Here is a 19,704-nt window from a genome sequence, read left to right on the forward strand (position 1 = left end):
CGGGGTCAACGTCTCAAGGCAAAATCGCGTTGGAAGACGTCGGTTTTTAAGGGTTGCGGATGTTAACCCCTCATCGCCCGGAATGCAAAGCCTCTGATCGAAAACCGCTGGCCGGGGGCGGGAGTGGCGACTATTATGCGCGCCTTCGAATTTAGCCTCTACAAGGCGTAAACCCATGCTAGTACTGGGATTAGAAACCTCCTGCGACGAAACCGGCGTCGCGCTATACGACAGTGAACGCGGGCTCTTGGCCGATGCGCTGTTCAGTCAGATCGATCTGCATCGTGCTTATGGCGGTGTGGTTCCGGAGCTGGCTTCCAGGGATCACGTCAAGCGCATGCTGCCCTTGATTCGTCAGGTGCTGGCTGAGGCCGGCTGCGTGCCTACAGAAATTGACGCGATTGCCTACACGGCGGGTCCTGGATTGGTTGGAGCCCTTTTGGTTGGGGCCTCTTGCGCCCAGGCGCTGGCATTTGCCTGGGGCATTCCAGCCCTTGGCGTGCACCACATGGAAGGCCATTTGTTGGCGCCGATGCTGGAAGAGCAGCCACCGGAGTTCCCGTTCGTCGCTTTGTTGGTGTCGGGTGGTCATACGCAGCTGGTTCGTGTGGATGGCATTGGTGAGTACGAGCTGTTGGGCGAGTCGCTCGATGATGCGGCCGGCGAAGCGTTCGACAAGACCGCGAAGATGATGGGGCTCAATTATCCGGGCGGTCCTGAGATCGCGCGATTGGCGGCACAAGGCGTTGCAGGGCGCTTTGTGTTCCCGCGGCCAATGACTGATCGCCCTGGGCTGGAGTTCAGCTTTAGCGGTCTTAAGACTTCCGCTCTGAACACCTGGCAGCGTTGTGTGGCGGCGGGTGACGATACCGAACAAGCGCGTTGCGACATCTCGCTGGCGTTTCAGCAGGCGGTAGTTGAGACGCTGACCATCAAATGCAAGCGCGCGCTCAAGCATACGGGCATGAAGCGCCTGGTGATCGCGGGCGGAGTGAGTGCCAACAAGGCGCTGCGTGAGTCTCTTGAGAAAATGCTCGGCGATATGAAGGGGCAGGTGTACTACGCTCGGCCGGAATTCTGCACCGACAATGGCGCGATGATTGCCTTTGCCGGTTGCCAGCGTTTGCTGGCGGGTCAGCATGAAAGCCTGGCAATCAGCGTGCAGGCGCGTTGGCCGATGGAGCAGTTGAAGCCGCTGTAAGTATTGGGCGGACTAAGCGTGTGTCTTTTTCATCTGCACAATTCAGAAATGCCGTTCGCGCCCGGCCATCAGGTCGCGTAAATTGCTGCGGTGTCGCCAGACGATAAGCATCGTCAAGGTGCTCATGGGCAGCAGTGCGGCGGGTTCTTGCCAGGCCAGCAATGGCAGGGTGAGGGGGGCGGCAATCAGCGCTGCCAGTGAACTGGTGCGGCTGACCTGAAAGGTCAGCAGCCATGCAACAACGGCCAGCAGTGCGGCGGGCGGATAAAGCCCCAGCAGCATGCCGGCAGCAGTGGCCACGCCCTTGCCGCCTCGGAAGCGAAAGTACAGCGGATACATGTGCCCGACAACGGCGCAGGCGCCAATCCAGGCTTGTTCCTGGAGCGAGCAGCCCAGTTGATAGGCCAGCAATACGGGTAAAAGCCCTTTGCACAGATCGCCGAGCAAGGTCAGGATGGCGAGCTTTTTACCGGCCAGGCGCAACATGTTGGTTGCGCCGGCATTGCCTGAACCACTCATTCGCGGATCGGGATTTCCCGTCAGGCGGCTGAGCAAAATGGCGAAGGACATAGAACCAAGCAGGTAGGCGAGGATCGCCAGTAACCAAAACATGCTAACTATTCCGGGCAAGGACGCCCTGATTCTAACGGCGCATTGCGCCCTTGTCGTGCTGCGGAGAAGAGTGCTTGGACAGAGTGTTTATCGAAGGCCTGGAAGTTGACACCGTGATCGGTGCTTATGACTGGGAGCGCGGCATCCGTCAGTGTCTGCGGCTTGATCTGAGTTTTGCGTGGGACAACCGCCCGGCTGCTGCCGGAGACGACCTGACGCTGGCTCTGGACTACGCGAGCGTGTCATCGCGCATTCAGACATTTGCCGAGGAAGCTCAATTCCAGTTGGTCGAAACGTTTGCTGAGCGTTTGGCGCAAGTACTGATGAGTGAGTTCAATATTCCCTGGCTGCACCTCAAACTGACCAAGCCCGGCGCCGTTGCGGCGGCCACAGGGGTGGGCGTGGAGATTGAGCGCGGATGCCGCTAACAGAGGTTTATCTCGGGCTTGGCAGCAATGTCGAGCGTGAACAGCACTTGTGCGCCGGATTAAATGCGCTGGCTGGTTTTCTGCAGGATATGAAGTGCTCTGCGGTGTTTGAAAGCCTGCCGGTGGGCATCAAGAGCGGGCCTTTTTTCAATCTGGTGGTATCGGCAAAAACCGATTTTTCATTGGTTGAGTTAAGCCGACGTTTGAAGCTGATCGAGGCGGATAACGGGCGTTACGCGCAGGATCGCAAAGGCTTGCCGCTGGACATCGACGTGTTGTTTTACGGCGATTTGGTTGGCAGCTTTGAGGGATTGACCCTGCCGCGTGCAGAAATTCTCAAGAATGCTTTTGTGCTGTGGCCGTTGTCTTTGATGGCGCCAGACAAGGTACATCCGGGCGTGGGTAAAACCCTTGCCCAGATGTGGGCTGATGCGCAAATCGATCAAGTGTTGGCGCCGGTTGCGTTTGAGTGGCAGGGTGCGCATCTGACGCCGGTCGAGATGCTTGAGCGCTCGGTTTAAGGGGGCGTGCAAAACCCTGTAGCAGTTGACGAGCCTGCGAGGCTACGTCCGATTGCGTAGCGATCGTAAGCGCTAAATGCAAGGTTTTACTGCCGCGCCCCGCAGTGTTTGATTTTACGACTGCTGCGCAGCCGGACGTAGCCTCGCAGGCTCGGCAACTGCTACGAAATCGGCTTGTAGCGGATCCTCAAGTCAACGCTTGGCAGCGTCTTTGTAGGCTTGCAGTGCCTTGAGCCGTTCGCGTTTGAGGGCTTCGCCTAGTTCGGGGCCTTTGAAACCTTGCGCAAGCAGCGGTTGAACCGCTACCGCTTGCGCCGCCAAGGCTGCGCCCCGCAAGTAGTCGGCCTGTGGATACGGCCGATTTTCCAACCCCAGTCGCCCTTTGGCGTCCATCTCGCACGCCACCACAAACTCTTCGAAACGCTGCGGTCGACGGTACACGTCAAAACGTTGCATTAGCTCCAGCAATGTCGACGCCTTGAGTTCCAGGGCTCGATGGCCGTGGGTGTGATACTCGCCCACCAGCAGTGCCAGTTCCTGGCAGTCCCTCGGTACTTTGTAGCGTTCATTGACCGCTTTGATCAGGCGCAGCCCTTTGTGTTCGTGGGCAATGTGCCTTGGCCACTCGCTTTCGGGTGTCAGCCCTTTGCCCAGATCGTGTAGCAGGCAGGCCCAGCGCACGGTCAGGGGCTGGCCATGCAAAGCCGCTTGCTCAAGCACGCTCAGTGTATGCAGGCCGCTGTCGATTTCAGGGTGGTGAGCGGGAGGCTGAGGCACGCCAAACAGTGCGTTCACTTCGGGCATCAGCACTTCGAGTGCATCACAACTGCGCAGCACTTCAATGAAGACCTGTGGGTGATTTTCCATCAGTGCTCGGGAGATTTCTTTCCAGCAGCGCTCCGGGGTCAGAGCCTGCAGTTCACCAGAGGTGGACAGTTGGCGCATCAGTTCTAGCGTCTCGGGTGCGATGCTGAAACCCAGCCCGGCATAGCGTGCCGCAAATCGGGCAACACGCAGAACGCGCAGAGGATCTTCGGCGAATGCGGGGGAAACGTGGCGTAAAATGCGCGCTTCAAGGTCTTGTTGCCCGTGGTACGGGTCGGTCAAGTTGCCTGCATCGTCTTCGGCCATTGCATTGATGGTCAGGTCGCGGCGAATCAGGTCTTCTTCAAGGGTTACGTCTGGGCTTGCATGGAAGATGAAGCCGCCGTACCCGTGGCCGCTTTTTCGCTCGGTGCGGGCGAGCGCATATTCTTCACCGGTTATGGGGTGAAGAAACACCGGGAAATCCGAACCCACTGGGCGATACCCCAGGGCGAGCATCTGCTCGGCGCTTGCGCCCACCACGACCCGGTCGATGTCGGTGACGGGGATGCCCAGCAAGCGGTCGCGTACCGCGCCGCCTACTTGATAAATCTTCATAAAAAAGCCTCCGTTAGCGCGACAGAATAACCTGTGCGCCGTGCCAACGGAGGCGGGTGTTGTTACAGATGGACAACAGACAGGTCCAGGCGTCCGTAATCGTTGTCGCTATGTTCGCCTTTGGGGGGCACGTGGTGGACTTTCATCACCTGGTCGCCTTGCAGGGTTTCGAGATGAATATCAAAGCCCCAGAGCCGATGCAGGTGCTTGAGCACTTCGTCTGTGGATTCGCCCAGCGGTTTACGGTCATGTTGTTGATGGCGCAGGGTCAGTGAGCGGTCGCCGCGTCGATCAATGCTCCAGATTTGAACGTTCGGCTCACGATTGCCCAGGTTGTATTGCGCCGCCAGCGTTTCGCGAATGGTGCGGTAGCCGTTTTCGTCGTGAATGGCCGGCACCAGCAAATCATCCTTTTGATCGTCGTCCATGATGCTGAACAGTTTCAGGTCGCGGATCACCTTGGGTGACAGGTACTGCAGGATGAAACTCTCATCCTTGAAGCTGCTCATGGCAAATTTGATGCTGGACAGCCAGTCGGTGCCTGCCAGGTCCGGGAACCAGTGACGGTCTTCATCGGTAGGGTTTTCACAGATGCGCCGAATGTCGCGGTACATCGCAAAACCCAATGCGTAGGGGTTGATCCCGCTGTAATACGGGCTGTCAAAGCCGGGCTGGAAGACCACGCTGGTGTGCGAGGTCAGGAACTCCATCATGAAGCCTTCGGTCACCAGGCCTTCGTCGTACAGGTCGTTCATCAGGGTGTAGTGCCAGAACGTGGCCCAGCCTTCGTTCATAACCTGTGTTTGACGTTGCGGGTAAAAGTATTGGGCGATCTTGCGCACAATCCGTACCACTTCGCGCTGCCAGGGCTCCAGTAAGGGCGCGTGTTTTTCGATGAAGTACAGGATGTTTTCCTGCGGTTCTTCAGGAAAACGGGCGTTGTCTTTTTCGCTGTATTTGTCAGCCCCTTTGGGGATGGTGCGCCAGAGGTCGTTGATCTGTTTTTGCAGATGCTCTTCGCGATCTTTCTGGCGCCGGCGTTCTTCTTCGGCGGAGATCGGATAAGGCCGTTTGTAGCGGTCTACGCCGTAGTTCATCAGGGCATGGCAGGAGTCGAGGAGGTCTTCCACGGCGTCAATGCCGTGGCGTTCTTCGCACTGCATGATGTACTGCTTGGCGAACACCAGGTAGTCGATGATCGAGCTGGCATCGGTCCAGGTGCGAAACAGGTAGTTGCCCTTGAAGAAGCTGTTATGCCCATAGCACGCGTGGGCCACCACCAGTGCCTGCATGCAGATAGTGTTTTCTTCCATCAGATAGGCAATGCAGGGGTCGGAGTTGATGACGATTTCGTAGGCCAGGCCCATCTGACCGCGGCTGTACGATTTTTCGGTACTCAAGAAGTGTTTGCCGTAGGACCAGTGGTGATAGCCCAATGGCATGCCGACGGAGGCGTAGGCGTCCATCATTTGCTCGGCGGTGATGACCTCAATCTGGTTGGGGTAGGTATCCAGCGCATAGCGTTCCGCGAGGCGGCCGATTTCGCGGTCGTAGGCCTGGATCAGCTCAAAGGTCCATTCTGAACCCGTGGAAATGGGTTGGCGTTTATGCTCTTTGGCGGTCATGTGGCTAACCTGCGCTGGAAGAGTTCACGGAAGACCGGATAAATATCGCCGGCCGAGACCAGTTGCTGTTGAGCGAAGGTGTCGGAAAATGCCTCTCTGATCCGCTCATATTCGAACCAGAGCGCCTGATGCTCGCGTGGCGTGATTTCCACGTACGTGTAGTACTGCACAAACGGCATGATCTGGTTGATCAGAATATCGCGGCAAATGGGTGAATCGTCGTTCCAGTTGTCACCGTCCGAGGCCTGGGCCGCGTAGATGTTCCATTCATTGGTTGGATAACGCTCGGCCATGATCTCCTGCATCAGTTTGAGCGCGCTGGAGACGATGGTGCCGCCTGTTTCCCGGGAATAGAAAAACTCCTCTTCGTCCACTTCGCGGGCGCTGGTGTGATGGCGAATAAACACTACGTCAATCTTGTCGTAGTTCCGCTTGAGGAATAGGTACAGCAGGATAAAGAAGCGTTTGGCGATGTCTTTTGTGGCCTGGGTCATGGAGCCGGAAACGTCCATGAGGCAGAACATGACGGCTTTCGAGCTGGGATTGGGTTGCTTGACCAGCAGGTTGTACTTGAGGTCGAAGGTGTCGAGAAATGGAACGCGGTGAATTCTCGCGCTGAGTTTCTCTATTTCAGCCTCGATTTCTTTGATATCGCCGAAGTTGTCGGGTTCTTCGCGCTTCAGCCGTTCCAGTTCGGCCTTGGCTTCTTTGAGTTTTGCCCGACTGCTGCCCGATAGCGCAATGCGCCGCGCGTGTGCTGAGCGCAGGGTGCGGATGATGTTGATGCGCGACGGGTTGCCCTCGCTGCTGATGCCGGCGCGTACGGTTTTATAGGTATCGGTGCCTGTCAGGTTCCGTTTGACCAGATTCGGCAGTTCGAGGTCTTCGAACATGAATTCGAGAAACTCTTCCTGGGTAATCTGAAACACGAACTCGTCCATGCCTTCGCCGGAGTTGCCCGCCTTGCCGGGGCCGCCACCGCCTCCTGCACCGCCTTGCGGGCGCTGGATATGCTCGCCTGTGGTGAATTCCTTGTTGCCGGGGTGAACCACGGTTTGCTTGCCGCCACGGCCGTGGTGAAGCACGGGCTCATCGATATCTCGGCCCGGAATGCTGATTTGCTCGCCATGTTCCATGTCGGTGATGGAACGGTGGCCTACGGCCTCTTCGACCGCCTTTTTAATGTGGTCACGATAACGCCGCAGGAAACGCTGACGGTTTACCGTGCTCTTGTTCTTGCCATTGAGGCGTCGGTCGATCACATAGCTCATAAGGCCCTCCGGGCAGCTTCAAGTTGTCAGCTGCAAGCTGCAAGTCGAAGCACAGCGCGTGTGTTTTCTTCTTGCAGCTTGAGGCTTGAGGCTTACAACTGCCTCACTGCGATTTCCTGACTCGCAGATACCACTCGGAGAGCAGTCGCACTTGTTTGTCGGTGTAGCCGCGTTCGACCATGCGTGTAACGAAGTCGTTGTGCTTCTGTTGGTCCTCTTTGCTCGCTTTGGCGTTGAAGCTGATAACTGGCAGCAGGTCCTCGGTGTTCGAGAACATTTTTTTCTCGATGACGACGCGCAGCTTCTCGTAGCTGAGCCAGGTCGGATTTTTGCCGTTGTTGTTGGCACGGGCACGCAGCACGAAATTGACGATTTCGTTGCGGAAATCTTTCGGGTTGCTGATGCCGGCCGGTTTTTCGATTTTCTCCAGTTCTTCGTTGAGCGCTACGCGGTTGAGGATTTCGCCGGTTTCCGGGTCGCGGTATTCCTGATCCTGAATCCAGAAGTCTGCGTAGAGCACGTAGCGGTCGAAGATGTTTTGCCCGTACTCGCTGTACGACTCGAGGTAGGCGGTCTGGATTTCCTTGCCGATGAACTCGATGTAGCGCGGCGCCAGGTATTCCTTGAGGAAGCGCAGGTAGCGTTCGCGGGTTTCGGCCTGGAACTGTTCCTGTTCGATTTGTTGCTCCAGCACGTACAGCAGGTGCACTGGGTTGGCGGCGATTTCGTGCGGGTCGAAGTTGAAGACCTTGGACAGGATTTTGAACGCGAAACGGGTCGAAAGACCGTTCATGCCTTCATCCACGCCTGCGCTGTCGCGGTATTCCTGGATCGATTTGGCTTTCGGGTCGGTGTCTTTGAGGTTTTCGCCGTCGTAGACCCGCATCTTGGAGTAGATGTTGGAGTTTTCCGGCTCTTTAAGGCGCGACAGTACAGTGAACTGCGCGAGCATCTTCAGGGTGTCTGGCGCGCAGTGCGCTTTGGCCAGAGAACTGTTGAACAACAGTTTGTCGTAGATTTTTACTTCGTCGCTGACGCGCAGGCAGTACGGGACTTTGACGATGTAGATCCGGTCGATAAACGCTTCGTTGTTCTTGTTGTTACGGAAGGTATGCCACTCCGATTCGTTGGAGTGCGCCAGCAGGATGCCGGTAAACGGAATCGCGCCGAGGCCTTCGGTGCTGTTGTAGTTGCCCTCTTGGGTGGCGGTGAGCAGTGGGTGCAGCACCTTGATCGGTGCCTTGAACATTTCGACGAATTCCATCAGGCCTTGGTTGGCCCGGCACAGTGCGCCCGAGTAGCTGTAGGCATCGGCGTCGTTTTGCGGGAATTCTTCGAGTTTTCGGATATCGACCTTACCGACGAGGGCCGAAATGTCCTGGTTGTTTTCGTCGCCCGGCTCGGTCTTGGCCACACCGATCTGATTGAGGATCGAAGGGTAGAGCTTGACCACGCGGAACTGGCTGATATCGCCACCAAATTCGGCCAGGCGCTTGGTGGCCCAGGGCGACATGATGGTGCTCAGGTAGCGTTTTGGAATGCCGAAGTCTTCTTCGAGAATCGCGCCGTCTTCGGTCGCGTTAAACAGCCCCAGCGGTGATTCAAAGACCGGTGAGCCTTTGATCGCATAGAACGGTACTTTCTCGATCAGCTGTTTCAGCTTTTCAGCCAGCGATGATTTACCGCCGCCCACCGGGCCGAGGAGGTAGAGGATTTGTTTCTTCTCTTCCAGACCTTGGGCCGCATGGCGGAAGTACGACACGATCTGGTCGATGCATTCTTCCATTCCGTGGAAGTCTTCAAAGGCCGGATAGCGGCGAATTACCTTGTTGGAAAAGATTCGCGACAGGCGAGAGTTGGTCGAGGTGTCCAGTAGTTCCGGTTCACCGATGGCCAGCAGCAGGCGTTCTGCCGCTGAGGCATAAGCGCTTTTGTCTTGTTTGCACAGCTCAAGGTATTCCTGGAGCGTGAGCTCTTCTTGGCGTGTGGATTCAAAGCGTTGTTGGAAGTGGCTAAAAATACTCATGACGTCACCTCGCTCGATACGTGGAGCCGGCGATAGATCGGTCAGTTCGAGTGCTGGCATGCAGCAACATTGCAGTTGCCGTGTACCCCCCAGGACACCATCAAGGTGGCTAACCCCTTGAAGTTACTACTGATGATCCATACGCCGGTGTACCGGCTCTCCCCAGATTCGGATGGCCTGCGCTTAAGGATAGTTGGTAATCGGAGAGGTCAAGGCGAGATGCGTGAATTGTTATGTTCGACCGTTGGTCAGGAGGGGCGCCAGCCCAATGATCACGCGGGCTGGCGCTGATAAAAAAATTATTCGGCGGCGTTTGTAGAGGTTTCTAGTGGGTAAGTTGTACGCCACAGTTCGAAACCGCCATCGAGGCTGTAGACGTCAGAGAAACCCTGACTGATAAGGTAGGCCGCTGCGCTTTGGCTGGAGTTGCCGTGGTAGCAAGCGACGATCAAGGGGGCGTCGAGGTCCGCGGCCCTGATGAAGTCGGCGATCGAGTGGTTGTCCAGGTGCTTTGCGCCACTGATGTGCTGCGCGGCGTAGGCCTGTGGGTCACGAATGTCGACCACCACAGCACCTTTTTCGCGTAAGGCTTGAGCTTCTTGTGGGGGGATGCGTTTGAATTCGGTCATGTGTTTTCCTTTGGCCTGACAGCGGGTGCGTACTACGGCGCGCCCAAAGGCTGAGAAGAATGGGGTTGAGGGGTGGGGGCTGTGTGGCCCGTATCATCACAGTCGCAGCTCAGGCGCTGGCCGGTGTCGACATTGAGCAGGGTCATGGACCCGCCCCAGACACAGCCGGTGTCGAGCGCGAACACGCCAGGCTCTTGGCAGTTGCCTTCCAGTGCTGCCCAGTGCCCAAAGATGATCTTTATATCCTGGGTTTTGCGTTCTTTATAGCTGAACCACGGCGCGTAGCCGGGTGGAGCGCTGCCTACGCCCTCTTTGCTCTTGAGGTCGAGCTTGCCGTCGCGGTTACAAAAACGCATGCGGGTGAAGTAGTTGGTGATGACCCGCAAGCGTGTGATGCCCGTGAGGTCGTTGTCCCACTTGGCAGGTTCGTTTCCGTACATGCCATCTAGGAAGGGTTTGACCAGGTTGTCATCACGCAAAGCCTGTTCGACTTCGCTGGCGTACTTGAGTGCTTTTTTCAGCGTCCATTGCGGCGGTATTCCTGCATGCACCAGCGCTGTGTTGCGTTCTATGTCGTAGTGCAGCAAAGGAAGCTGGCGCAGCCAGGTGAGCAAGTCATCGCAATCGGGTGCCTGCAAGATCTCGCGCAACGTATCGCCTTTTTTCAGGCGTTCGATGTTGTAGGCGACGGCCAACAGGTGCAGGTCATGGTTGCCCAGCACGCAAACGAGGGAGTCGCGCATGCGGTAGAGAAAACGCAGGGTTTCCAGTGATTCCGGGCCGCGATTGATCAGATCACCCACCAGCCACAGTTTGTCTTTGGCTGGGTCGAAGGCGACGCGTTCCAGCAGGCACTTGAGCGGCTGCAAGCAACCTTGCAGGTCGCCAACGGCATACACCGCCATCAGTGCAGGGCTCCAGGAACGGCAAGGCGGAAGGGCGCAATGATGGCTTTGAATTGATGATCATCTGGCGCTTGCATCAAGTAGCTGCCCTGCATGGTCCCGACTTTGGTCGTGATCACCGAGCCGCTGCTGTAGATGTGCTGTTCGCCGGGCTCAATCAACGGCTGTTGCCCGACAACGCCAGCGCCGCGGACTTCTTCTACATGACCGTCGCCATCGGTAATTACCCAATGCCGGGACAGCAGCTTGGCAGCCACGGTGCCTGTGTTGTGCACTGTAATGGTGTACGCAAAGGCGTAGCGCTGATGTTCGGGTTGTGATTGTTCTGGCAGGTAACGCGTAACGACGCTGACGTCGATCACATAGCGAGGATCTTGCATGCGAGAGGCCTTACGTGAAAGCAGAGACACAGTTCCGGATAAAACTGATGCCTGAGTCTAGCCGGTACCAGGCCAGACGTCGCGTCTGACCTGGTGCCCGTTTTTCTCAGCGATCAGTCAGCTGCTGGCGCTTCGACAGGTTGTTCGCTGAGTTTGTCGGCCAGGCGCACGAAGGCGGCGAGGTCGAGTTGCTCTGGGCGCAAGCTGCCATCGACGCCTGCGGCTTCGATTTCGGCGTTGCTGAGCAAAGCTTTAAGGGTGTTACGCAGGGTTTTGCGGCGTTGGTTGAACGCTTCGCGAACCACACGTTCGAGCAGGCGATGGTCTTTGGCCGGGTGCGGCAGTACGTCGTGCGGCACCAGGCGGACAATCGCGGAATCAACTTTTGGCGGCGGGTTGAAGGCGCCAGGACCCACGTTGAACAGGTGTTCGACGCGGCAATGGTACTGAACCATGATCGACAAGCGGCCCCAGTCACCACCGCCAGGCCCTGCGGCCATGCGCTCAACCACTTCTTTTTGCAGCATGAAGTGCATGTCGCGGATCAGGTCGGCGTTTTTCAGCAGGTGAAAAATCAGCGGCGTGGAGATGTTGTACGGCAGGTTGCCGACCACTCGCAGCGTGCGCGGTGCGGCGTTGAGGCTCTTGAAGTCGAACTTCAGTGCATCGCCCTGGTGCAGGGAGAAGTTGCTCATGCCAGCGAACTGTTGATTCAGGATCGGGATCAGGTCTTTATCGAGCTCCACGACATCCAGTTGGCCGCCGCTGCTCAAAATGCCTTGCGTCAGAGCGCCCTGGCCCGGACCAATTTCCAGCAGGCGGTCGCCCGACTTGGCATTGATCGCGCGCAGGATGCGGTCGATGACGCCTGCATCGTGCAGGAAGTTTTGGCCAAAACGCTTGCGCGCCTTGTGTTGGTATTGCTCGGTCATATACGGGTCTCGGCCATCTGATAGGCGGTTTCCAGGGCGACTTGCAGACTGCCGGTATCGATCTTGCCGCTGCCTGCCAGATCCAGGGCGGTGCCATGGTCGACAGAGGTGCGGATAATCGGCAAGCCCAGGGTGATGTTGACTGCGGCACCAAACCCTTTGTATTTCAGTACGGGCAGGCCTTGGTCGTGGTACATCGCCAGCACTGCATCGCAGTGCTCCAGATATTTGGGGGTAAACAGAGTGTCGGCAGGCAATGGGCCACGCAGGTCCATGCCTTCGTTACGCAGACGCTCCAGGGTTGGTTCGATGATGTCTATTTCTTCATGGCCCAAATGGCCGCCTTCGCCAGCATGCGGGTTGAGCCCGCACACCAGGATACGCGGTTGGGCGATGCCGAATTTTTGTTGCAGGTCGGCGTGCAGAATGCGGGTTACGCGCATCAGACGCTCGGGGGTGATTGCATCGGCGACCTGACGCAACGGCAAGTGAGTGGTGACCAGTGCCACGCGCAGTCCGCGGGTGGCCAGCATCATGACGACTTGCTCGGTGTGGGTCAGCTCGGCGAGGAATTCGGTATGGCCGGAAAACGGGATGCCCGCTTCGTTGATCACGCCTTTGTGCACCGGCGCGGTGATCATGCCTGCGAAGTCGCCTTCGACACAGCCGTGGGCTGCGCGGGTCAGGGTTTGCAGCACGAATGCGGCGTTGGCCTTGTTCAGCGTACCGGCGGTGACACTCGCGTTCAGCGGGGTGTCCCACACATACAGACTGCCTGCCGGGGCCGGTTGCTCGGGCCAGTTGCCCGGGCCCGCCGACAGCAGGCTGACAGCCACGCCCAGTTGCGCGGCCCGCTCAGTGAGCAGGTCGCGGCTGGTAATGGCAATCAGGGGATGTGGCTGGCGTTGCGAAGCGAGAAGCAGGCACAGGTCTGGACCTATGCCTGCCGGTTCGCCGGGTGTCAGTGCAAAACGCTGTGTTTTCACTGTGCTCCCTGATCTGCGCTCTCTGCCTGGTTGGTTGCACCAGGAAGTTTGATTTCTACATAGGCTTCGTCGCGGATCTGACGCAGCCAGCTTTGCAGCTCTTCGTCGTACTTGCGGTTACGCAAGGCGTTCATAGCCTGTTGTTCGCGAGCTTGAGTGGTGCTGTCAGTGGCGCGACGACCAAGGACTTCCAGAACATGCCAGCCGTATTGAGTTTTGAACGGCTTGGACAGAACACCTTGCTGGGTTTCGGCCATGGCTTCACGGAACTCAGGAACCAGCGAGTTCGGGTCAACCCAGTTCAGGTCGCCGCCGTTGAGGGCAGAACCCGGGTCTTCGGAGTAGGTTTTAGCCAGGGTGGCAAAGTCTTCGCCCGATTGAATGCGGTCGTAGATTTTGGTGGCCAGTTCCTTGGTTTGCGCCTCGGTACGGATTTCGCTTGGCTTGATCAGGATGTGACGAACATGAACTTCGTCGACCATGACCGTTTCGCCGCCGCGCTTGGCGTTCAGCTTGAGGATGATAAAGCCGCCCGGTGTACGCACTGGAGGCGTAACGTCACCGACTGGCATTTCGCTCAGCATGCGATCGAACGGAGGCGGCAATTGAGCAGCTTTACGCCAGCCCATGTCGCCGCCCTCGAGCGCGGTGTCGCTGCCGGAACGGGCGATGGCCATCTGACCGAAGTCAGCACCTTGCTTGAGTTGTCTGTAGAGGTCTTCTGCCTGTTTGGCTGCAGCCTGGACGGCATCCGAACTCGCGCTTTCAGGCGTCGGGATCAGGATGTTGGCCAGGTGGTACTCTTCGGACATCTGCATCTTGCCCAGGTCTGAGGCAAGGAAGTTTTTCACTTCTTGCTCGGTGACCTGAATACGCTCGGCCACACGGCGTTGACGTACCCGGCTGATGATCATCTCGCGGCGAACCTGCTCGCGAGCGTCTTCATAGGACAGGCCGTCATGGGCCAGCGCCGCCCGGAACTGATCAAGGGTCATGTTATTGCGCTGGGCAATGGTGCCGATGGCCTGGTTCAGTTCTTCGTCAGAGATACGAATGCCCGAACGCTCGCCGATCTGCAGTTGCAGGTTTTCGACGATCAAACGCTCAAGCACTTGCTGATCCAGGACGCTGGCAGGCGGAACGCCCTGACCACGCTTGGCAATGGTTTGCTGAACTTCATGGACACGCTGGTCCAGTTGGCTCTGCATGATCACGTCGTTATCGACGATGGCCACCACCTTATCAAGGGGCTGTACTGCAGCGTGCGCTGCTGCAGTACCCAGGAACAACGCGCCCAATACTAGGGGGCGCAGACACTCAGAAAGCTTGATCTTCACGTTCACGATAACCTTGGATGCCTTTGTCGAGGAAGCTCTCTACTTTGGCGCCTGTAACGCCGCCGAGACCTTTCAGCACAATTTGAAGGAAGATCCCATGGTCGCCCTTTTCGTTTTGCGGGGCTTCTTGGGTGTATTCGTCGTTGGAAACCCAGTAGCGGCTGATCAGGCGCATTTTCCAGCAGCAGTTGTCGTACTCAAAGCCACCGAAGGCTTCCAGGGTACGGTTGCGGTTGTAATCGTACTGCCAGCGGCTGATGACGCTCCATTGCGGCACGAGCGGCCAGATCACCGAGAAGTCGTGCTGCTGGATTTTGTAGTAATCCTTGATGTAGCCAGGATCGCTCGGGGTCAGGTAGTCACCGCCAAATTGCCACTTACCGGTGTACTGGTTGTACACCACCTGGTCGTTGCGATAGCGATAGCCCAGGTTGACGACCTTGTTCGGGTTGTCTTCTGGCTGGTAATGCATCATCGCGCTGCCAGAACGTGGGCTACGGGTTTCCGGGTCCCAGTTGTAGTCAGCAGTGGCACGCCAGTCGCGGTTGAAGCGGTAAGCGTATTCCAGTGCGTACGGCGAAACGTTCGATGTCGAGTCATCGCGATCGTCGCTCACGCCTGGCAACTGAACCTTGCGGTCCTTGAAGTAGTACGCCTGGCCAATGCTCACGCGTTGACGCTCAAAGCCGTTTTCTTCGATCCAGCGGCTGGTCAGGCCCAGCGACAGTTTGTTCTCGTCGCCGATACGGTCAGAGCCGGTGAAGCGGTTGTCGCGCCACAGCGAGGAGTAGCTGAAGGTACTTTCGCTGGTGTCGAAAACAGGGATGTTTTCCTGGTTGCGCTCAGGCACATACAGGTAGAACGCACGCGGTTCCAGAGTCTGGCGGTAGTTGGTGCCGAACCAGTTGGTGTTGCGGTCGAAGTACAGGCCGCTGTCGACGCTGGCGATCGGTACGCTGCGGCTGACCGAGCTGTCGAACTTGTCGCCATCCGTGACCATTTGCGTTTTGCCGGTGCCATCAAGATCCAGGTCGTACTGGGTGTACGCGTACTTGAGGGTCGGGGTCACGTAGCCGTAGCTCGAAGTCATCGGCAACGACATGGCCGGTGCGAGGTTCAGACGCGTGCCGTTGGCGCGCGCCAGACCTGTTACGTTCCTGTCCAGACGCGGCGAGGTGACACCGTATTCGTCGGTGTAGGTGCCGTTTTCCAGGTCGCGCTCAAACCGCACCAGTTCGGTGTTGTAGGAGAAGTTCACGCCACCCGGGTGATATGGCAGGCCACCATTGAAAGTGAGCTGTGGCATCTGGTTGTACGGCGTGACCTGGGTCACGGTCGCCAACTGGTATGCGTGCACGTTCAGCTTGGCGGTGAAGTCATCGCCACGGTAGCTGACGGCTGCTTGCTGGTTCAGGTAGTCGCGGCTTTCGACGCCGACCTGATCAGTTTGCAGATCCTGGAAGTAGTACGGATCGCTGATTTTGGTGTAGTCGACTTCGGTCAGCACACGCGAATCAAGCCCGCCCTTGTGTTGCCAGTTGAGCATGTAGCGCGTGTCTTTGTAGTCGGTCTGCAGCTTGCGATCATCGTTGTCGTCGTTGAGATACGCCGCGCCTAATTGTCCTTCGCTGGACTCGGTCAGGTAGCGGAACTCACCTTCCATCAACAAACCGCGCTTGGTCATGTAGCGCGGGTACAACGTGGCATCGTAGTTGGGTGCCAGGTTGAAGTAGTACGGGGTCACGAGCGTAAAGCCGGTGTCGGAGCCGCTGCTGAAAGACGGCGGCAGGAAACCGGACTGACGGCGAGCGTCGATCGGGAAGTAGATGTACGGGGTGTAAAGAACAGGGATGTCTTTAACCCGCAGCGTCACGTTGGTGGCCGTACCGAAACCGGTGGCCGGGTTCAGCGTGATGTTGTTGCCTTTGAGCTGCCAGGCGTTGCTGTTCGGTTCGCACGTGGTGTACGTACCATCCTTGAGGCGGATGATCGCGTCTTCGGCACGTTTGGCGTAAAGCGCGCTGCCGCGAATGCGCGACTTGTGCAGCACGTATTCGGCGTTATCGACCTTGGCGGCACCGGTGTCCAGTTGAACATCAGCGTGATCGCCGACGATCAGGGCGCCGTTGTCACGCAGGCGTACGTTGCCATTCAGTTCGCCGCGGCTCTCGGCCTGGTACAGGCTGGCTTCGTCGGCTTCGACCTGCATGCTGCCTTGGCGCATGACAACGTCACCGGCCAGGGTGGCAATCTGCTCATCCTGCTGGTAGCGGGAAGCCTTGGCCCCCACAAACGTAGGCGAGTCGCTTTTGCTGGTGGTGTCGTGCATGCCCGGACGCGTGGGCTCAACGTACGAGCCCGAGCAGTACGGGCCGGTTTCGGCCAGTTGCGCAGGCGTGAGTTTGTCGCGCGGGACCCAGTCCAGATGGCTGTAGTCGTCACTGCGCGCCTTGAGGCCACGGCCTTTGGCTGCGGTTACCAGTGGCACCTGAGCCGCCTGTTCGCCTGACTCACCACCGGCTTCTGCTGTGGCGCCGGTATGTGACGGACGAGGTGGCAATTGCGCATTATTGGTTTTCGGTGCGCAATCCCAGCCACCCGTAGCCGACACGGAACAGTCATACTGCTCCTCGGCAACAGCGAACGGCACGGCTAGAGGTTGCATGGCCAGCAAACTGCCGGTTACCAGCAACGGAAATTTTTTACGAAACGCGGGGGATTTCAATGCCATCTTATTAGTCCGGGCTTCCTGCGTGCCATCAGCCCGCGGTGGGGGACCGCACGCCTATCGATGGTCTGGAAAAGATTCTGGATAATAAAGCATGACCCGCTTGACGGCTAGCGCCGTCGGAGACCCTTGTAATGCCTGACCAAGATGTACGCTTGCAACACCTGAAAGTTTGGCTTGATGAGCAGTTGATCACCCTGTTTGAGAGGGAGGGCTGGGGCTCCGTACCCCCGGCCACATTGACTGCGGCCAGCAGTGACGCGAGTTTTCGACGCTATTTCCGTTGGGCCGGCGAAGGCCGCAGTTTTATCGTGATGGACGCTCCGCCGCCCCAGGAAAACTGCAAACCTTTCGTCGATATTGCGCAATTGCTGCGTACCAGCCTGATAAACGTGCCGAAAATTTACGCTCAAGACCTGGAGCGCGGTTTTCTTTTGCTCAATGATCTGGGTAATAAAACCTTTCTGGACGTGATCAACAGCAGCAACGCCGATGAGCTGTTCAAAGACGCCATCGAAGCCTTGCTGGCCTTTCAGCAATTGCCGATGACCGAGCCATTGCCCAGCTATGACGTGGCATTGCTGCGCCGCGAGCTTGAACTGTTCCCGGAGTGGTACGTGCGCCGTCATTTGGGCGTCGAGTTCGATGAGCAGCAATTGGCGGCCTGGCAACGGGTCAGCACGCTGTTGATCGACAGTGCGTTGGCGCAGCCCCAAGTGTTGGTGCACCGCGACTTTATGCCGCGCAACTTGATGCTCAGCATTCCGAACCCCGGCGTGCTCGATTTTCAGGATGCCGTGTATGGCCCGGTGACCTATGACATCACCTGCCTGTTCAAGGACGCGTTTCTCAGTTGGCCCGAAGAGCGCGTGCGCGCCTGGCTGGAAGACTACTGGAAGCTGGCCTTGCCGCTGGGCATCCCGGTGGGCGCCGATTTTGAAGAGTTCTTGCGGGCCAGTGATTTGATGGGCGTGCAACGTCACTTGAAAGTCATCGGCATTTTTGCCCGGATCTGCCACCGCGACGGTAAACCACGTTACCTGGCCGATGTGCCGCGCTTCTTCTCTTATATAGAAGCGGTGTTGGCCCGACGTCCTGAATTGGCGGAGTTGGGTGAGTTGTTTGCCTGCCTGCGTCTGTCTGCCGAGGCCAATGCATGAAAGCCATGATTCTGGCGGCGGGTAAAGGCGAACGCTTGCGTCCGTTAACCCTGCACACGCCCAAGCCGTTGATTCGCGCGGGCGGTGTGCCGTTGATCGAGTACCACCTGCGAGCGCTGGCTGCGGCAGGTTTTACCGAAATCGTGATCAACCACGCCTGGCTCGGTCAGCAGATTGAAGACCATTTGGGCGACGGCTCACGTTTGGGTGTGAGCATTCAATATTCGGCTGAAGGCGAGCCCCTGGAAACCGGTGGCGGAATTTTTAAAGCATTGCCGCTGCTGGGCGATAACCCGTTTGTCGTGGTCAATGGTGACATCTGGACCGACTACGACTTTGCCCGCTTGCGCCAACCGCTGGCGGGCCTGGCGCATCTGGTGCTGGTGGATAACCCGGCGCACCACACAGGCGGTGACTTTTACCTCAAGGGCACCCAGGTACTGGATGCTGTGCCGGGTGTCGAGACGCTGACCTACAGCGGAATTGCCGTCTTGAGCCCCGCGCTGTTCCACGGCGCGCAAGCCGGGGCGTTCAGGCTAGCGCCACTGCTGCGTAACGCCATGGCTGCTGGGGCCGTGACGGGGGAGCAGTTACAGGGGCATTGGGTGGATGTCGGCACACATGAACGCTTGGCTGAGGTCGAATTGTTGATACAGGGTAAAGACTAAGATGCTGTGGCCAGGGACTCTGATCGGAGCCGGGGCTGGCTTTTTGATCGCCAGCATTCCGGGGGCCATGTTGGGTGCCTTATTGGGACAGGCCCTTGATCGGCGCCTGCAACTGCACAGTTGGGCGCACCTGCGTGAGCGTTTGGGTGGCCGCGCGACGCTGCGTAACGATGAGTTGTTGTTTGTGCTGCTCGGTCGGCTGGCCAAGAGCGGTGGGCGGGTCGTTGAGAGACATATCGAACAGGCGCGTCAGGAAATGCGTCAGCTCGACATGAGCGCTGCCGCACAGCAGCGGGCCATTGCGGCGTTCAATCGCGGCAAGTCAGGGCGTGATTCGTTGCGCGGGTATCTCGGGCGCCTCAAAACGCAGCCGCATGCGGCAGAAGGTGTGTTGCGTGCCTGTTGGCGAATGATGGTGGCGGATGGCCGAGTCGACCCCAAAGAACGCGAGTTGATCGTGTTGTGGGGGCGATGGCTGGGCTGGACGCCGCAACAGGTGCAGGCGCTCGGTGCCGATTATGAACCGCAGAAAAAACCGCTGGCGACTCGCGGCGGTACGTATCAGCAGTCGTTGGCTTTGCTCGGTGTGACGGCCAGTTCAGACCCGGAGCAGATCAAACGGGCGTATCGACGTTTGCTCAGCCGTCATCACCCAGACAAGGTTGCTGGCACCGGAGCCAGCCCGGCTCAGGTGCGTGAGGCCACGGAAAAAACCCGTGAGTTGCACCATGCCTATGCGCTGATTCGTGAGCAGCGCGGATTCCGCTAAGGACTGCAATGCTGTTCACTTAAATGTGGGAGCGGGCTTGCCCGCGATGGTATCGACGCGATTTAACAGAAAAACCGCATCGCCTGCATCGCTGGCAAGCCAGG

Annotated in this window: 18 protein-coding genes; 6 read left to right on the forward strand and 12 right to left on the reverse strand. The window is 58.0% G+C overall.

Features of this window, described 5'->3' with window-relative positions:
- Positions 1-175 precede the first annotated feature (175 nt).
- A complete protein-coding gene (tsaD, locus tag RHM56_RS25665) occupies positions 176-1,201 on the forward strand; it encodes a tRNA (adenosine(37)-N6)-threonylcarbamoyltransferase complex transferase subunit TsaD (protein ID WP_322237223.1) in 1,026 nt (341 codons plus the stop codon).
- Between the two features lie 42 nt (positions 1,202-1,243).
- Here tsaD and plsY read toward each other — a convergent pair whose 3' ends face one another.
- The gene (plsY, locus tag RHM56_RS25670; RefSeq protein WP_322237225.1) at positions 1,244-1,813 is read right to left on the reverse strand and encodes a glycerol-3-phosphate 1-O-acyltransferase PlsY; all 570 of its coding nucleotides are present in this window, start codon (positions 1,811-1,813) and stop codon (positions 1,244-1,246) included.
- A gap of 74 nt (positions 1,814-1,887) precedes the next feature.
- Between plsY and folB the strand changes: the two genes are divergently transcribed.
- Complete coding sequence (folB, locus tag RHM56_RS25675; protein ID WP_322237227.1) at positions 1,888-2,241, forward strand: dihydroneopterin aldolase; 354 nt, start codon at positions 1,888-1,890, stop codon at positions 2,239-2,241.
- Entirely contained in the window at positions 2,232-2,762 is a 531-nt protein-coding gene (folK, locus tag RHM56_RS25680) for a 2-amino-4-hydroxy-6-hydroxymethyldihydropteridine diphosphokinase (protein ID WP_322237230.1), read from the forward strand. Before folB ends, folK begins: the two co-directional genes overlap by 10 nt.
- A 192-nt stretch (positions 2,763-2,954) precedes the next feature.
- Here the strand turns inward: folK and RHM56_RS25685 are convergent, their stop codons facing one another.
- From RHM56_RS25685 to RHM56_RS25735, 11 genes are all read right to left on the reverse strand, one after another.
- On the reverse strand, positions 2,955-4,184 hold the full coding sequence (locus RHM56_RS25685; protein ID WP_322237231.1) for a multifunctional CCA addition/repair protein: 1,230 nt from the start codon (positions 4,182-4,184) through the stop codon (positions 2,955-2,957).
- A gap of 62 nt (positions 4,185-4,246) precedes the next feature.
- A complete protein-coding gene (locus RHM56_RS25690) occupies positions 4,247-5,809 on the reverse strand; it encodes a SpoVR family protein (RefSeq protein ID WP_322237233.1) in 1,563 nt (520 codons plus the stop codon).
- A complete protein-coding gene (locus tag RHM56_RS25695; protein WP_322237235.1) occupies positions 5,806-7,080 on the reverse strand; it encodes a YeaH/YhbH family protein in 1,275 nt (424 codons plus the stop codon). Before RHM56_RS25695 ends, RHM56_RS25690 begins: the two co-directional genes overlap by 4 nt.
- A gap of 103 nt (positions 7,081-7,183) precedes the next feature.
- On the reverse strand, positions 7,184-9,106 hold the full coding sequence (locus tag RHM56_RS25700) for a PrkA family serine protein kinase (RefSeq protein WP_019409846.1): 1,923 nt from the start codon (positions 9,104-9,106) through the stop codon (positions 7,184-7,186).
- Positions 9,107-9,405: 299 nt separating this feature from the next.
- Complete coding sequence (glpE, locus tag RHM56_RS25705) at positions 9,406-9,735, reverse strand: thiosulfate sulfurtransferase GlpE (protein ID WP_322237237.1); 330 nt, start codon at positions 9,733-9,735, stop codon at positions 9,406-9,408.
- A gap of 32 nt (positions 9,736-9,767) precedes the next feature.
- Positions 9,768-10,640, reverse strand: a complete 873-nt coding sequence (locus tag RHM56_RS25710; RefSeq protein ID WP_322237239.1) for a symmetrical bis(5'-nucleosyl)-tetraphosphatase — start codon at positions 10,638-10,640, stop codon at positions 9,768-9,770.
- The gene (gene apaG, locus RHM56_RS25715) at positions 10,640-11,020 is read right to left on the reverse strand and encodes a Co2+/Mg2+ efflux protein ApaG (protein ID WP_322237240.1); all 381 of its coding nucleotides are present in this window, start codon (positions 11,018-11,020) and stop codon (positions 10,640-10,642) included. The genes RHM56_RS25710 and apaG overlap by 1 nt, the downstream gene beginning before the upstream one ends.
- A gap of 113 nt (positions 11,021-11,133) precedes the next feature.
- Entirely contained in the window at positions 11,134-11,952 is an 819-nt protein-coding gene (gene rsmA / locus RHM56_RS25720; RefSeq protein ID WP_322237242.1) for a 16S rRNA (adenine(1518)-N(6)/adenine(1519)-N(6))-dimethyltransferase RsmA, read from the reverse strand.
- Positions 11,949-12,938, reverse strand: coding sequence for a 4-hydroxythreonine-4-phosphate dehydrogenase PdxA (gene pdxA / locus RHM56_RS25725; RefSeq protein WP_322237244.1), 990 nt, complete (start codon positions 12,936-12,938; stop codon positions 11,949-11,951). The genes rsmA and pdxA overlap by 4 nt, the downstream gene beginning before the upstream one ends.
- A complete protein-coding gene (gene surA, locus RHM56_RS25730; RefSeq protein ID WP_416194874.1) occupies positions 12,935-14,275 on the reverse strand; it encodes a peptidylprolyl isomerase SurA in 1,341 nt (446 codons plus the stop codon). Before surA ends, pdxA begins: the two co-directional genes overlap by 4 nt.
- Positions 14,256-17,006 (reverse strand): LPS-assembly protein LptD, encoded by a 2,751-nt coding sequence (locus RHM56_RS25735; RefSeq protein ID WP_322237248.1) that lies wholly within the window; start codon positions 17,004-17,006, stop codon positions 14,256-14,258. Before RHM56_RS25735 ends, surA begins: the two co-directional genes overlap by 20 nt.
- A 131-nt stretch (positions 17,007-17,137) precedes the next feature.
- Between RHM56_RS25735 and RHM56_RS25740 the strand changes: the two genes are divergently transcribed.
- From RHM56_RS25740 to RHM56_RS25750, 3 genes are read left to right on the forward strand one after another with little or no spacing between them, the layout of a single operon-like run.
- On the forward strand, positions 17,138-18,163 hold the full coding sequence (locus tag RHM56_RS25740) for an aminoglycoside phosphotransferase family protein (protein WP_322237250.1): 1,026 nt from the start codon (positions 17,138-17,140) through the stop codon (positions 18,161-18,163).
- Positions 18,160-18,831: an N-acetylmuramate alpha-1-phosphate uridylyltransferase MurU gene (murU, locus tag RHM56_RS25745; protein ID WP_322237252.1), complete on the forward strand. Its 672-nt coding sequence runs from the start codon at positions 18,160-18,162 to the stop codon at positions 18,829-18,831. Before RHM56_RS25740 ends, murU begins: the two co-directional genes overlap by 4 nt.
- 1 nt (position 18,832) lies before the next feature.
- Positions 18,833-19,600 carry a TerB family tellurite resistance protein gene (locus RHM56_RS25750; RefSeq protein WP_322237254.1) on the forward strand — a complete coding sequence of 256 codons (768 nt, stop codon included), beginning with the start codon at positions 18,833-18,835 and terminating at the stop codon, positions 19,598-19,600.
- Positions 19,601-19,704 lie beyond the last annotated feature (104 nt).

The organism is Pseudomonas sp. CCC3.1, from assembly GCF_034347405.1.
Taxonomy (GTDB): domain Bacteria; phylum Pseudomonadota; class Gammaproteobacteria; order Pseudomonadales; family Pseudomonadaceae; genus Aquipseudomonas.

What these genes read in the sequence shown, in the direction of transcription:
- RHM56_RS25750 (WP_322237254.1), top strand. Translation starts at nt 18,833, where the DNA reads ATGCTGTGGCCAGGGACTCTGATCGGAGCCGGGGCTGGCTTTTTGATC.
- RHM56_RS25690 (WP_322237233.1), bottom strand. Translation starts at nt 5,809, where the DNA reads ATGACCGCCAAAGAGCATAAACGCCAACCCATTTCCACGGGTTCAGAA.
- murU (WP_322237252.1), top strand. Translation starts at nt 18,160, where the DNA reads ATGAAAGCCATGATTCTGGCGGCGGGTAAAGGCGAACGCTTGCGTCCG.
- tsaD (WP_322237223.1), top strand. Translation starts at nt 176, where the DNA reads ATGCTAGTACTGGGATTAGAAACCTCCTGCGACGAAACCGGCGTCGCG.
- plsY (WP_322237225.1), bottom strand. Translation starts at nt 1,813, where the DNA reads ATGTTTTGGTTACTGGCGATCCTCGCCTACCTGCTTGGTTCTATGTCC.
- RHM56_RS25710 (WP_322237239.1), bottom strand. Translation starts at nt 10,640, where the DNA reads ATGGCGGTGTATGCCGTTGGCGACCTGCAAGGTTGCTTGCAGCCGCTC.
- glpE (WP_322237237.1), bottom strand. Translation starts at nt 9,735, where the DNA reads ATGACCGAATTCAAACGCATCCCCCCACAAGAAGCTCAAGCCTTACGC.
- RHM56_RS25735 (WP_322237248.1), bottom strand. Translation starts at nt 17,006, where the DNA reads ATGGCATTGAAATCCCCCGCGTTTCGTAAAAAATTTCCGTTGCTGGTA.
- RHM56_RS25695 (WP_322237235.1), bottom strand. Translation starts at nt 7,080, where the DNA reads ATGAGCTATGTGATCGACCGACGCCTCAATGGCAAGAACAAGAGCACG.
- rsmA (WP_322237242.1), bottom strand. Translation starts at nt 11,952, where the DNA reads ATGACCGAGCAATACCAACACAAGGCGCGCAAGCGTTTTGGCCAAAAC.
- RHM56_RS25740 (WP_322237250.1), top strand. Translation starts at nt 17,138, where the DNA reads ATGCCTGACCAAGATGTACGCTTGCAACACCTGAAAGTTTGGCTTGAT.
- RHM56_RS25685 (WP_322237231.1), bottom strand. Translation starts at nt 4,184, where the DNA reads ATGAAGATTTATCAAGTAGGCGGCGCGGTACGCGACCGCTTGCTGGGC.
- folK (WP_322237230.1), top strand. Translation starts at nt 2,232, where the DNA reads ATGCCGCTAACAGAGGTTTATCTCGGGCTTGGCAGCAATGTCGAGCGT.
- RHM56_RS25700 (WP_019409846.1), bottom strand. Translation starts at nt 9,106, where the DNA reads ATGAGTATTTTTAGCCACTTCCAACAACGCTTTGAATCCACACGCCAA.
- apaG (WP_322237240.1), bottom strand. Translation starts at nt 11,020, where the DNA reads ATGCAAGATCCTCGCTATGTGATCGACGTCAGCGTCGTTACGCGTTAC.